Here is a 13,231-nt window from a genome sequence, read left to right on the forward strand (position 1 = left end):
GTTTCTTCAAGTCCTTCTGGTGGATCTCGGCATAGTCCTCCATCGCATGCCACGAAGTTTGGTTGCACATCATTGTGCAAAAAGCCACAAGCAAGAGGTAATCAATGGGATAAACCAGATGATTCCCTTTCCTGAACTCAGGAATGAGCGAGATGACCGAGAGCAAATTATTCATACCCAATAACGCTTAAAAAGAGAGACAAACGATTGATTATCAGGTATAAAGGTACGAATAATTCTCAGGCTATGCAAGCTTAATGCCCTGATTTTCAGATATTTTTCTCGTTTTTACTCAGGAAGATCTCAGGCAAATCCAAAAACGTCAGCCCTGGTCATCTGCCGGACGCGGTAAAGCAAGAAGAGAAAAATATCTACCTTTGTGTAGATTACTTGAACGCAAAGAAGACTAAATATTATATGGATATGAACGGATTGTATCGATCTATTTTGCTCCTCTGCATGGCGCTGATGGCCGGAGCGACACTATCGTATGGTCAGAAGGTCGGAGGATCTGGCGTCCGATGCGACGTAGGACTGCTCTACCAGATCAGCTACCAGGAGAGCTGGGGAGACTCGCACGCCGTGGTCGTGGAGGTGATCCCAGGCAGCCCCGCTGCCAGAGCCGGCATCCGTCCCGGGGATGTGATCCTCGAGATCGAGGGTCGCGACACGCAGAAGCTCTCTGAGGAGACCATCACGGCGATGATCCTCGACCCCACTCGTGATCAGGTCAGTCTGAAGATGCGCCGCCCCGGCACCCCTTCGTGGGATCTGGCGCTGCAGAAGGAGTGTCTCCCCTCAGGGATCCTGACGGAGGAGCTACTGGCACAGGCATTTAATATGTACAGCCTGGAGGATGTCACCTCGAGGCGCTTTACGATGCCACTCATATATACTCTCCCGACGATGCGCGACTTCATCAAGTACAATACGTTCTCCTTCGCCGATCAGGAGTCGCGGATGAAGCCTGGAGCTCGTGCGGTGGCCAAAGAGCTGACAGGTAAAGGACTCAAGGAGCTGACCACCGGCGGACAGCTGACGATCGTCTACAAGACCGCCCTCGAGAGCAATCCGGACTACAGGGCAGGGAGTGAGGCAAATCTGGATCCGGGCTTCAGGAACTACCTGGTGACCAATAAGGGCGGTCGGTACGAGGTGGATCACTACCCTTTCCTCAGTATTAACACGCCAAAGTTCTCCGGGAAGTACCGGATGACTGTGGATATCGAGTTTATCGACTCAGAGGATAATACCAAGGTATGGAGCGTGACTGCACGAGAGTTGCTCAATAGAGAGTACGATGCCGATCGGTATGTGGTCAGCTTCGCCTACCTCATGCTGGCCAATTACCCCTTTGTCCGCTATGTGATGAATCCCACTTTTGTACTCCATCGCGATCAACACCTCGAGACCGGTGTGGGGTACAATATGGATGACCTGCAGCTGATTAGCTACGTAGCTCCCGGGAGCCCCGCTGCCAAGGCGGGTCTAAGAGTAGGCGACCGGATCAAGTCGATCAATGGTCGACCACTGGAGAGCTCGGTGGATAAGATGAGCACGGTCTATAAGACCTTCCTCCGCAAGACCTGGAAGTACCGCGCTAAGTCGACTGTCTATCCGGACGACAATGGATTCCGCCAGTGTATGTACTGGGACCCACAGTTCTACAGCGAGGTAGCAGGTGAGCTGGACAAGTCCACCTACCTTGGAGCATTTAGCTACCTATTTGCCCACAATCCCTACATCGTCACACCGGAGGAGAGAGCCGCAGCGTCCGGCGACCAGGGGGCTACGAAGGTGATCTTCGAGGTGATCAGAGACGGAGCCCCCCAGGCGATCATGGTTCAGCCAAGACTGATCAATAGGGACTACGTCGAGCTGAAGTAATCCATGAAGAAGAGCCTTATCATCCCGGCACTGGTGTTGCTCGGCGCCGCAGTCCCGGCGGTCGCCCAGGAGACCGTCTACGACTACAAGCCGATCGCCGTGACCACGCAGCAGGATGCTACACGGTACGTCTGCAAGCGTCCGCCCGTGGAGGAGCGACTCTTCCGCTCTGACGCTGTGGAGCGAGTGATCAGGGAGACACAGGCCCGGCTGACGAATCCTAAGCTGCGGTGGATGATGGGGAATTGCTTCCCCAATACGCTCGACACGACGGTACACTTCCGTCACGATGAGGAGGGAGAGCCGGATACCTTTGTCTACACTGGTGACATTGCTGCGATGTGGCTGCGAGACTCTGCTGCTCAGGTCTACCCGTACGTGGCTCTGGCAAGCGAGGATCCTCAGCTCGCTGAGATGCTCCGCGGAGTGATCCGACGGCAGATGAAACTCATCTGCCTGGATCCCTACGCCAATGCCTTCCTCGACGGAGATCTGGAGACTTACTGGGCGTCCGATATGACGGAGATGCGCCCCGGGGTGCATGAGCGGAAGTGGGAGATCGACTCTCTCTGCTACCCGATCCGCCTGGCCTTTGCCTACTGGTCAGCTACGGGAGACAGCACGATCCTGGATGAGCACTTCCATCAGGCGATGCGGCTGGTACTGCAGACCCTCCGTGAGCAGCAGCGGAAGGGCGACCGAGGACCTTACTCCTTCATGCGGGAGACGGAGCGCAGCACAGACTCTAAGTCATGCGACGGCTGGGGCGAGCCGGTCAACCCCGTGGGGCTGATCGTCTCCTCCTTCCGCCCCTCGGACGATGCGACGCACTACCAATTCCTCATTCCCTCCAATTTCTTTGCCGTCACCTCCTGCCGTAAGGCAGCCTCGCTCCTCCGCACCGGCTATGGAGATGAGGATCTTGCCACTGAGCTGGAGAAGCTGGCAGACGAGGTGGAGGGAGCGCTGAGGAAGTATGCGGTGGTCTCTCACCCCACCTTCGGTAAGGTGTACGCCTATGAGGTGGACGGGTATGGGAACTGCAGCTTCATGGATGACGCCAATGTCCCGAGCCTCCTCGCTATGGGTTACCTGGGGGATGTCGACCTGGAGGATCCGATCTACCGGAATACCCGACGTATGGTCTGGAGCGAGAGCAATCCCTACTTCTTCCACGGCACAGCGGGAGAGGGTATCGGAGGACCTCATGTGGGGTACGACATGGTGTGGCCGATGAGCATTATGATGCGCGCCTTTACCGCCACCGATGACGACGAGATCCGCGCCTGCATGGAGCAGCTCCTCTCGACCGATGCCGACACGGGACTGATGCATGAGTCCTTCCATAAGGACGACCCGACTAAGTATACTCGCAGCTGGTTTGCCTGGCAAAACACTCTCTTCGGAGAGCTGGTGCTGACCCTCATCGAGCGGGGCAAGCTCGACCTACTCAATAGCCTCTGATGCGTCGACTTACTATACTCAGCCTGCTGGGACTACTGCTGCAGATAGGTGTGGTCTCCGGGACTCGGGCTCAGTCCGTGGGCGATCTCTTTGTGAGCATGCCGGACAGTCTGATCCCGATCCTGCCGGACAGTACTCTCCGGGCGGACCTACTCAAGAGCCCAGGGGAGACCTTGACCAACCCCTTCGGTGGAGAGGTGAAGGTGCTCAGCGAGACGGAGGGGACCCTTCGGCTTGCCCTTGACTCCTCCACAGAGCTAGAGCTGGGGCTGCTCTCCTATAAGAAGCGCAACTATATCTGTCTCATCGCCACCAGCACCATAGTGCCGGCACAGTCGGTGGTGGCATTTTACGACACCGAGTGGCACCGGATGCAGGAGCCGCTGCTTGAGATGCCGGATGCAGAGCTCTTCCTGACTGACAGAGAGAGTAATGGGGTCAAGAGCGGTCTTGCGGAGCAGGGACACCTCCACTGGGTAGCCTCTTTCAATAAGGACAATCCGGAGCTCCTTACTCTGAGGATCACAAGCTACGATGACCAGACCGCACACTCCCTTCGCCCGGAGATCAGAGAGAAACTCCACCCGGTACAGATGCGATGGAAGAGAGGGCGCTACGTTTTATACAATAACCAAAGATAAAGAATGGATCAAGAGAAGATAGCAGAGGAGGACAAGCAGCGCAAGCGTAAGGCGCTCCTCATCGTCGGGATCAGTCTGCTGGTGCTCCTGCTGGCGGGAGGAGGGTATTACCTCGTGCGTCAGCAGCGGACGATCAATGACATGCGGGAGCTCTCGGCACTCGATAAGCAGATGCTGCAGGATCAGTTTGATGAGCTGAATATGCAGTACGAGGAGTTTAGCTTCGAGATCAGCAACGACTCCATCGCTAAGCGACTGGAGCAGGAGCAGGCTAAGGTGCAGCGGCTGATGGAGGAGCTGAAGCAGGTCAAGAGTACTGACGCTGCCGAGATCAGCCGTCTCCGTCGTGAGCTCGACACCCTCCGCAAGATCCTCAAGAGCTACGTCATCCAGATCGACTCGCTCAATAGGGCAAATCAAGCCCTCAGGACAGAAAATAAGGCTCAGCGCGAGGAGATCAGTCGCGTCACCTCTCAGCGTAGACAGCTTCAGGAGGAGAAGTCGGATCTGTCAGAGAAAGTGCAGCTAGCCGCTAAGCTCTCCGTCAGCAACTTCCGCGTCATCGGACTCAATAACAGAGGACGAGACACCAAGCGGATCAAGAGCATGAAGCAGCTGCAGATCAATTTTCAGGTCGACCGCAACGTCACCGCCGAGCCTGGGATGAAGATGATCTACCTACGCCTCAGCATGCCCGACGGTACGCTGATGCAGCAGGCGGGACAGAGCGGATCGATGCCCTTCGAGAGCGGTCAGGTGCCCTACTCTGTTTCTCGTCAGATCGAGTACAGTGGGGAGCCGACGCAGGTTTCACTTTACTGGGACATACAGGAGTATCTTCCCGAGGGAGTATACACTGCTGAGGTCTTCTCCGATGGATACAAGATCGGAAGGTTTAACTTCACCTTAGGAGACTGATCGATCAGCCATGCGTACCGTACACATTATCAATGGTCCCAATCTCAATATGCTCGGCGCCCGGGAGCCTGAGATCTACGGAGCGACAGCGTTTGAGGACTACCTGGATCGACTGAGGGAGCTCTTTCCCTCACTGGATATTGTCTACTTCCAGTCCAATCACGAGGGAGACCTGATCGACTACCTCCAGCAGGACGAGGTACGGCATGCCTACGGCGTTGTGATCAATGGAGGCGCCTTCTCTCACTACTCTTATGCCATCGCTGATGCTCTGAGGATGGTGGAGGCTCCGCTCATCGAGGTACACATCTCCAATACGTACGCCAGGGAGGACTTCCGACAGAGGGACGTCCTCGCCCCCGTCTGCGAGGGAGTGATCATCGGCATGGGTCTGGACGGCTACCGACTGGCTCTCGCCAATCTCAGCTCCAGACGTGTATGACAGACAATTATAGACTCACATCAATAATAAAAAAGTATTGTGGTTAAGGACTATCTAAAATCTACTAAGATCGTGGCTACGGTCTCAGACCTGCATTGCGATCAGGAGTTTCTCAAGCAGATCTTCGACGCAGGGGTCAATGTCGTCAGGATGAACTCGGCACACATGACCCATGAGGGCTTCGAGCGGGTGATCCATAACGTCCGCGCCGTCAGCGACAGAGTGGCCATCATGATGGACACCAAGGGACCTGAGGTGCGTACTACGGCAACAGCCGATGGCAAACCGATCGAGCTGACTACGGATCAGCTTATACGCATTGAGGCAGATCCCGCAGCACCATGTACGGATGAGGTAATCAACGTCAATTATCCCGGCTTTGTACACGATGTACCGGAGGGCGCTGCCGTGCTCTTCGACGACGGACTTCTCGGTCTTCGGGTGATCCGAAAGGACGAGACCACACTCTACTGTACGGTACTCAACGACGGGACAATAGGCTCGCATAAGAGCGTCAACGTCCCCAACGTCAGCATCGACCTCCCCGCCGTTACCGAGCGAGACCGGGACTCGATCCTCTTCTCCATGGATCACGATGTGGACTTCATCGCTCACTCCTTTGTCCGCTCCCGCAAGGACGTGGATGAGATACAGAAGATCCTCGACAGCGGCAAGAGTGACATCAAGATCATCTCTAAGATCGAGAATCAAGAGGGTGTCGATAATATCGATGAGATCATCCAAGCCTCCTACGGTATTATGATCGCACGTGGCGATCTCGGCATCGAGGTGGATCTGGAGAATATCCCCACCATCCAGCGGACGATCATACACATGTGTATCGATCAGAATAAGCCGGTCATCGTCGCCACTCAGATGCTCCATACGATGATCCAGAACCCCCGCCCCACCCGCGCCGAGGTGAGTGACGTCTCCAGTGCCATCATGATGAATACCGATGCGGTCATGCTCAGCGGTGAGACCGCCAATGGGAAGTATCCCGTGGAGGCGGTCAAGACGATGACGAAGATCATCCGCGCCGCCGAGCAGCTCCCACCGACTCACTGCTTTTCCGAGCTCACCTGCACCGTCGACCAGGATCCCGACCTGACCCGCTATCTCTCCAAGTGCGCCGTGGAGTCGCTCGCTCTCTTCCCCGAGGTGAGTGCCATCATCAGCGATGCCTACTCCGGCAGGACCGCACGGACCCTCTCCTCCTATCGTGGTGACCGTCCCATCTTGGCACTCTGCTCACACAAAGCAGTAGCCCGACAGCTCTCACTCTCCTACGGCGTCGACGCCATCTATCTGGAGAAGGACAAGGAGCATGGCGAGGACAATCGTCATTATCTCCTGAGAGGGATCAAGTATCTCCTCGACAAGAAGATGATCACCACCGAAGACACGATCGTCTACTGTGGTGGCATGCTCAGTCCTCATATCGGAACGAACACACTGGAGATGTACCGGATGAAAGACTTCACAGACTTCCATGCCGATAGCTTCAGTAAGTGAGCACCTCCGGGAGCTGGCGATCACCGAGTACGCCGAGCGACATACCGACCGTGAGCCTGAGATCCTGACCCGACTCACTCGCGAGGCAGACGAGCGTCTGATGTACCCGCGGATGAATTGCGGGCATCTACAGGGTCGACTGCTGAGGATGCTGGTCCGGATTACCGGCGCACGGGAGGTGCTCGAGCTGGGTACCTACGCCGCCTACTCCACCCACTGCCTTGCAGAGGGACTGCCGGAGGGAGGACACCTCACCACCATTGATGTCAATGACGAGATGGAGCCGGTGATCTGCGACAGTCTCAGTGAGGCAGGCATCCACGAGAAGGTGACCAGTCTCATCGGCGACGCCAAGGAGCTGCTCTCCACCCTAGATCTCTCCTCCTACGACCTGATCTATCTCGATGCGGATAAGAAGGGCTATCCCGACTACTACCGCCTCATCGTCCCCGCGATGAGACCGGGTGCGCTCCTCATCGCAGACAACACCCTCTGGGGCGGCAAGGTGGCGCAGAGCGACAGCCGCGACCCTCAGACTATGGCGCTCCGCTCCTTCAACGACTTGGTCGCTGAGGACCCCACCGTTGAGAAGGTCCTGATCCCGCTCCGTGATGGTCTCACACTTATATATAAGAAAGACAAGATATGAATCCCATACGCACCGCACGCACCGCACGGATGATCCAGAAGGAGCTAAGTGAGCTCCTCCTCGCCGACACGAGACTGACTCGCGGCGTGATCATCAGTGTCACTGAGGTAAGGCTGGCACCGGACCTCAGCTCTGCTCGCTGCTACCTGAGTATCTTCCCCGACGCCAAGGGACCAGAGATCCTCAAGACCCTTCAGTCCAATACCTCCACCATCCGCTATGACCTCGGCAACAGCCTCGCCAGTCGCATGCGGGTGATCCCGGAGCTCTACTTCTACCTCGATCGGTCGGAGGAGTACGCCCGAAAGATTGACGAACTACTGGACGCCAATCCCACACACGACTACACGAGAGACGAGGAGGCAGAGGGATGGATCTCCAGCCTCTACGAGGAGTAAGTAAAAGAGGATCAGGATCACCATGGGCTCCGGATCGAGAAGCCTCAGCACGGCACTCTTCATCGCGTGGAGGTACTTTTTCTCCCGAAAAAGTACGCAAGCCATCCATGTGATCGCCATAGTCTCCGTCACCGCCATCGCCATCATCACGATGGTGATGGTGGTGGCACTCTCGGTCTTCAATGGCTTCGAGCGCTTCACGACGGACCAGTTTGCCACCCTCTGCCCCGCTACAGAGATCCGCAGCGGTGACGGGCAGGACTTCGATCCCACCATACTCTCCCTCCCCGAGGGGATCACTGCAGCGCCGGTCCTTGAGACGCAGGCGCTCGCCAAGTGTGGGGAGAATGCGATGCCGGTGACCCTCCTCGGCGTGGACTCCCTCTATCCCCGGGTGGTTCCCATAGCAGATCACCTGGTGGGAGGGGACTTCTACACCGGCAGTGCCGAGTACCCCTCCGCGGTGCTCGGCGTGGGTGTAGCGGCACGGCTGGGTGCAGGCGTAGGCTACCAGACCCCTCTGACCATAGTCCTCCCTAAGCGACTGGGACGCATGTCCACGATCCTCCCGCAGCGAAGCTTCGTCACCCGTGATCTCTACGTGGACGGAGTCTTCCAGGTGGATGACGAGTCGGCGGACGAGCAGACGATCTACGTCCCGATCGAACTGCTGAGGGAGCTGCTGATGTACAGCGAGGATATGGTCACCTACCTCGCCACCGACCATCCCGATGATCGTCAACTCACCTCCTCCATCGGTCCGGGATATAAGATCCTCGACATCTATGAGCAAAATCCCCAAGCCTACCGTGTGCTGGAGATCGAGAAGTGGATCACCTTCCTCCTGCTCGTCTTCGTCCTGATCCTCTGCCTCTTCAGCGTCATCTCCACCCTCGGTCTCCTGATCGTGGAGAAGAGGGAGGACACCGAGGTACTCCTCTCTCTTGGGGCGACTCCAGGGACAATCGACAGCATTCTCCACCTGGAGAGCTACCTGCTCTCCCTCACCGGTCTTGTCATCGGCCTCACCACCGGCGTCCTACTGGTGCTTAGCCAGGCCGCCTGGGGCTGGCTCAAGCTCGGCGGCGACACGAGCCTGCTCCTGATCGACGCCTACCCGGTGGAGCTCCGCCCGGGCGACCTCCTCTTAGTGAGCGGGATCATCCTCCTCGTGGGCTGGGTCAGCAGCCGGATCGCCTTCCGACTCTTCAGGGAGAGGTAGGAGACCCTCTTTTTTTTGTGAGCAAATGGATAGAAAAGAAATCTTTTTCCTTACATTTGCCAAGACGGGAAGGAGGGGGAGTGATACTATTATCATAACCAATAAACAAAATCTCTAATGAGTACAGTAGAGACGGCACAAGCAACGATGCCGCACGGAGAGACCCTCCGAGACAAGTGGTACGTCCGGTGGGGCGTCCTGATCATGATCGCACTGACGATGCTCTTCGCCTACATGTTCGTCGACGTGCTATCACCATTAAAGACCCAGCTGGACCAGAATCTCGGCTGGAGTTCATCGGTCTTCGGCACCTATGCGGGGAGCGAATTCTTTATCAATGTCTTCTGCCTCTTCCTGATCTTTGCCGGTATCATCCTCGACAAGATGGGCGTGCGCTTCACCGCCATCCTCTCCGGATCGCTGATGGTACTGGGAGCGGGCATCAAGGTCTATGCTCTCAGCAATACCTTCCATGACGGAGGCTTCCTCTATAGTACGGTGTCGCAAATAGCGCCCAACTTCCCTCCCTCGGCTGCACTCGCCTGCGTCGGCTTCGCCATCTTCGGTATGGGTACCGAGATGGGCGGTGTGACCGTGTCGCGAGCCATTGTAAAGTGGTTCCAGGGCAAGGAGATGGCTATGGCAATGGGTGTCGAGATGGCGGTAGCCCGACTGGGGGTCTTCGCCGTCTTCCAGTCGTCACCTCGTATCTACAATGCGATGGTGGAGAAGTTTGGGCCCAACATGACCACCGCTCAGGGTATCGAGGCGGTACAGGCACCGGTGCTCTTTGTCTTCATCCTGCTGGTGATCGGCCTCTTCCTCTATCTTGTGTACGGCGTGCTGGACCGTAAGCTGGATAAGCAGGAGAGCGTCCATATCGTCGAGGACGAGGAGCCCTTCAAGTTTAAGGACCTGGGCAAGGTCTTTGGTCTCAAGACCTTCTGGATCGTGGCACTGCTCTGTGTGCTCTACTACTCCGCTATCTTCCCCTTCCAGAAGTATGCGACCAACATGCTCGAGAGCAATCTCGGGCTGAGCACAGAGACGGCATCAAGCATCTTCAGCCTCTTCCCCATCGGAGCAATGGTCATCACGCCCTTCCTGGGGCTCTACCTCGACAAGAAGGGCAAGGGTGCCACGATGCTGATCCTGGGGTCGATCCTGATGATCGTCTGCCACGGGATATTTGCACTCTATCCCTTCACGACGGATAAGCTCTCCTTCGGGATCGCCATCGGTGCCATCGTACTCCTCGGCATCTCCTTCTCACTCGTGCCTGCCGCCCTCTGGCCCAGCATGCCTAAGGTGATCGATGCCAAGGTACTCGGATCCGCCTACTCTGCCACCTTCTTCATCCAGAATATTGGACTCATGACTGTTCCGATGATCATCGGTAACGTCCTCGACAAGACCAACCCCGGAGCCGTGGCCGGACAGGCACTCAATTACACCCCGGCGATGCTGATCTTCACATCGTTCGGCGTCCTGGCTCTCTTCCTGAGCCTCTACCTCAAGGCCTACGACCGCAAGAAGAACCTCGGTCTCGAGCTGCCCAATATCAAGAAGGAGGACTAATCGAGTCACTACACCTCTCACATAAGGGACAGGTGGCGGTCAGACATCGCCACCTGTCCTTTTTTGGCACCAAATCCGGTCGTCGGATCAGGCGCCAAACTAATACCGATATTAGTGTCAACTAATACCGATAATAGACAACACTAATATCGGTAATAGAAAACACTAATACCGGTAATAGAAATTTCCATGAGGAGAGGGGTCTCGCGCGTGTCTCTCTCGTCCGGCCGCCCTGTCTCTGAAGCCCTGAGAAATCATTGAAGTGATAAATGGGTACATTTGTATCCATAAGTCACGAATAACAAGCGCTTCGCCACGGACTACAGAGCCTGAGCGGAGCGATCAGAAATAGTATAGCGATGAAGATTACTCTGATAGGATATGGCCGCATGGGTCATGCGATCGAGGAGGTGGCACTCTCTCGGGGACACGAGGTCGTCGGTCGTATCGATAAGGGACAGGAGGTGGAGATCTCGCCCTCGACAGATGCGGTGATCGACTTCTCGACGCCGGACAGTGCGTATGACAATATTCGACTGGCTCTCGAGGGAGGATTCCCTGTAGTAAGCGGGACAACAGGATGGACTGAGCGCATGAGTGAGATCCGGGAGATGGTTGAGAGGCAGGAGGGAGCATTTTTCTACTCCTCCAACTTCAGCGTCGGGGTTTTTCTCTTCCGCCACCTGGTGCGGAAGGCGGCTAAGCTGATGAATAACCTCCCCCAGTACTCCGATGTGGAGATGGAGGAGGTACACCATATCCACAAGCTGGACTACCCGAGTGGCACGGCACTGACCGTCGCCGGCGACATCCTCTCTGAGATGGATCGATATAGCGACACGAGGGCCTATCTCGGCGATGACGAGAGACCTAGCGTAGCTAAGGATCAGCTCCTGATCCACTCGCTGCGTGAGGGCGAGGTGCCGGGGATCCACCGCGTAGCCTTTGGTAGTGCCCAGGACGTGATCAGGCTGGAGCACGAGGCCTTCGGGAGAGAGGGCTTTGCGATGGGCGCGGTGATGGCTGCTGAGTTTTTGCAGGGTGAGAAGGGATGCTTCGGGATGGAGGATATGCTCCACTTTGACTGAGTTGTATGAGGAAGATAGACTTTAGGAGTGTCCCGAGGCGGGACTGGATCAAGTTTGGTGTCTGGGCTGTCGCACTACTGTTATTTGCGCTGTGGGTGGGTAGCTTCTGGCTGTTTTTCATCCCGGGACTGCTGATATTCGACAACTACATCACTCACATCATCCCCTGGCGCTGGTGGCAGAGTTCGCCGAGCAGTGCCGTCCGGAGCGTGATGCGGCTCGTGGAGGATATCGTGGTCGTGCTGATAGCAGTGCAGGTGCTCAATATCTTTTTCTTCCAGAACTTCAAGATCCCCTCTTCCTCACTGGAGAAGACCTCCCTCGTGGGGGATCACCTCTTTGTCTCCAAGCTTCGCTTTGGACCGAGACTGCCGATGACTCCGCTCGCTTTCCCCCTGGTGCATAATCAATTCCCGTGGAATGGGAAGAAGGCCTACATCGACAATCCTCAGCTCCCCTACAAGCGCATCAGAGGACTTGGGCATCTCAAGCGGAACGAACTGGTAGTCTTCAACTTCCCCGCCGGGGATACCGTCCCGCTTAAGGTGACCAATCCGGACTACTATACCCTCTGTCACCTCTACGGCAGGGATCGGATCTGGAGCGACTCGCGCACCTTTGGCAAGGTGGTGGCACGACCTGTCGATATGAGGGATCACTACGTCAAGCGCTGTGTGGGTCTCCCCGGAGACGATCTGGAGGTGAGACGCAACAAGCTCCTTATCAATAATCAGGAGGTGGAGGAGCCGCCACACTCTCAGCTCAATTACTTCATCCAGACCGATGGCACGATACTGACGGAGGAGGAGCTCTACGACCTGGGGGTGGCAAAGGATGATATTGCACTGCTGGACGGGCTGGATCAATCCTACTATCCGCTCTATGAGCAGTTGGGATTCACCGGCGAGACGACCAAGGGCTTCGGGCTGATCTACCACATGCCGCTCACAGTGGCGATGAGAGAGACGCTGCAGAAGCACAGCGGTGTCCTCCACATCGAGGTGGAGCCGGATCCGGGACAGTCGGTCTTCACGACCTACCCACTCAGTAACCTATTCGACTGGACGAGGGACAATTATGGTCCGATCCACATCCCCGCCAAGGGGGAGACGATCCCGCTGACGGCGGAGAATCTTGCACTCTATGAGCGGTGCATCAGGAACTTTGAGCACCACACGATCGAGCGAACCCCGACGGGCGTCCTGATAGACGGCGAGCCGGCTTCGTCCTACACCTTCGAGATGGACTACTACTTCATGATGGGAGACAATCGGCACAACTCCGCTGACTCTCGAGCCTGGGGCTTTGTCCCTGAGGATCATATCGTAGGCAAGCCACTCTTCGTCTGGCTCTCGCTGGATAAGGACAGGGATCTCCTCCACGGCAAGATCCGGTGGCGGAGATTTGGGACAGTGCTCAGGTAAGTCGG

Annotated in this window: 13 protein-coding genes; 12 read left to right on the top strand and 1 reads right to left on the bottom strand. The window is 56.5% G+C overall.

Annotation, left to right across the window (positions count from 1 at the left end):
* Window positions 1–175: transposase family protein (locus B088_RS08815; RefSeq protein ID WP_018107167.1), on the bottom strand; the 175-nt coding region annotated here is incomplete at its 3' end.
* A gap of 242 nt (window positions 176–417) precedes the next feature.
* On the opposite strand from B088_RS08815, the gene B088_RS04240 reads away from it, so the two are divergent.
* The 12 genes from B088_RS04240 to lepB all read left to right on the top strand — a co-directional run bounded on the left by B088_RS04240 (window position 418) and on the right by lepB (window position 13,226).
* Window positions 418–1,887 (top strand): PDZ domain-containing protein, encoded by a 1,470-nt coding sequence (locus B088_RS04240; protein ID WP_018107168.1) that lies wholly within the window; start codon window positions 418–420, stop codon window positions 1,885–1,887.
* A 3-nt stretch (window positions 1,888–1,890) separates the two neighbouring features.
* Window positions 1,891–3,351, top strand: a complete 1,461-nt coding sequence (locus B088_RS04245) for a glycoside hydrolase family 125 protein (protein WP_018107169.1) — start codon at window positions 1,891–1,893, stop codon at window positions 3,349–3,351.
* Window positions 3,351–3,992, top strand: a complete 642-nt coding sequence (locus B088_RS04250; RefSeq protein WP_018107170.1) for a DUF3256 family protein — start codon at window positions 3,351–3,353, stop codon at window positions 3,990–3,992. The genes B088_RS04245 and B088_RS04250 overlap by 1 nt, the downstream gene beginning before the upstream one ends.
* A 3-nt stretch (window positions 3,993–3,995) precedes the next feature.
* Complete coding sequence (locus tag B088_RS04255; RefSeq protein ID WP_018107171.1) at window positions 3,996–4,910, top strand: GumC domain-containing protein; 915 nt, start codon at window positions 3,996–3,998, stop codon at window positions 4,908–4,910.
* 10 nt (window positions 4,911–4,920) lie between these two features.
* Window positions 4,921–5,352 (top strand): type II 3-dehydroquinate dehydratase, encoded by a 432-nt coding sequence (locus tag B088_RS04260; RefSeq protein ID WP_018107172.1) that lies wholly within the window; start codon window positions 4,921–4,923, stop codon window positions 5,350–5,352.
* 39 nt (window positions 5,353–5,391) lie between these two features.
* Entirely contained in the window at window positions 5,392–6,867 is a 1,476-nt protein-coding gene (gene pyk / locus B088_RS04265) for a pyruvate kinase (protein WP_018107173.1), read from the top strand.
* The gene (locus B088_RS04270) at window positions 6,845–7,516 is read left to right on the top strand and encodes an O-methyltransferase (protein ID WP_018107174.1); all 672 of its coding nucleotides are present in this window, start codon (window positions 6,845–6,847) and stop codon (window positions 7,514–7,516) included. Before pyk ends, B088_RS04270 begins: the two co-directional genes overlap by 23 nt.
* Entirely contained in the window at window positions 7,513–7,914 is a 402-nt protein-coding gene (locus tag B088_RS04275; RefSeq protein WP_018107175.1) for a ribosome-binding factor A, read from the top strand. Before B088_RS04270 ends, B088_RS04275 begins: the two co-directional genes overlap by 4 nt.
* A gap of 22 nt (window positions 7,915–7,936) precedes the next feature.
* Entirely contained in the window at window positions 7,937–9,136 is a 1,200-nt protein-coding gene (locus B088_RS04280; protein WP_018107176.1) for an FtsX-like permease family protein, read from the top strand.
* Window positions 9,137–9,283: 147 nt separating this feature from the next.
* Entirely contained in the window at window positions 9,284–10,714 is a 1,431-nt protein-coding gene (locus B088_RS04285; protein ID WP_018107177.1) for an MFS transporter, read from the top strand.
* Window positions 10,715–11,073: 359 nt separating this feature from the next.
* Entirely contained in the window at window positions 11,074–11,802 is a 729-nt protein-coding gene (dapB, locus tag B088_RS04290) for a 4-hydroxy-tetrahydrodipicolinate reductase (RefSeq protein WP_018107178.1), read from the top strand.
* Window positions 11,803–11,807: 5 nt separating this feature from the next.
* The gene (lepB, locus tag B088_RS04295) at window positions 11,808–13,226 is read left to right on the top strand and encodes a signal peptidase I (protein WP_018107179.1); all 1,419 of its coding nucleotides are present in this window, start codon (window positions 11,808–11,810) and stop codon (window positions 13,224–13,226) included.
* Window positions 13,227–13,231: the final 5 nt, after the last annotated feature.

Source organism: Porphyromonas bennonis DSM 23058 = JCM 16335 (assembly GCF_000375645.1).
Taxonomy (GTDB): Bacteria; Bacteroidota; Bacteroidia; order Bacteroidales; family Porphyromonadaceae; genus Porphyromonas_A; species Porphyromonas_A bennonis.

What these genes read in the sequence shown, in the direction of transcription:
- B088_RS04240 (WP_018107168.1), top strand. Translation starts at nt 418, where the DNA reads ATGGATATGAACGGATTGTATCGATCTATTTTGCTCCTCTGCATGGCG.
- B088_RS04245 (WP_018107169.1), top strand. Translation starts at nt 1,891, where the DNA reads ATGAAGAAGAGCCTTATCATCCCGGCACTGGTGTTGCTCGGCGCCGCA.
- B088_RS04250 (WP_018107170.1), top strand. Translation starts at nt 3,351, where the DNA reads ATGCGTCGACTTACTATACTCAGCCTGCTGGGACTACTGCTGCAGATA.
- B088_RS04255 (WP_018107171.1), top strand. Translation starts at nt 3,996, where the DNA reads ATGGATCAAGAGAAGATAGCAGAGGAGGACAAGCAGCGCAAGCGTAAG.
- B088_RS04260 (WP_018107172.1), top strand. Translation starts at nt 4,921, where the DNA reads ATGCGTACCGTACACATTATCAATGGTCCCAATCTCAATATGCTCGGC.
- B088_RS04270 (WP_018107174.1), top strand. Translation starts at nt 6,845, where the DNA reads ATGCCGATAGCTTCAGTAAGTGAGCACCTCCGGGAGCTGGCGATCACC.
- B088_RS04275 (WP_018107175.1), top strand. Translation starts at nt 7,513, where the DNA reads ATGAATCCCATACGCACCGCACGCACCGCACGGATGATCCAGAAGGAG.
- B088_RS04280 (WP_018107176.1), top strand. Translation starts at nt 7,937, where the DNA reads ATGGGCTCCGGATCGAGAAGCCTCAGCACGGCACTCTTCATCGCGTGG.
- B088_RS04285 (WP_018107177.1), top strand. Translation starts at nt 9,284, where the DNA reads ATGCCGCACGGAGAGACCCTCCGAGACAAGTGGTACGTCCGGTGGGGC.
- dapB (WP_018107178.1), top strand. Translation starts at nt 11,074, where the DNA reads ATGAAGATTACTCTGATAGGATATGGCCGCATGGGTCATGCGATCGAG.
- lepB (WP_018107179.1), top strand. Translation starts at nt 11,808, where the DNA reads ATGAGGAAGATAGACTTTAGGAGTGTCCCGAGGCGGGACTGGATCAAG.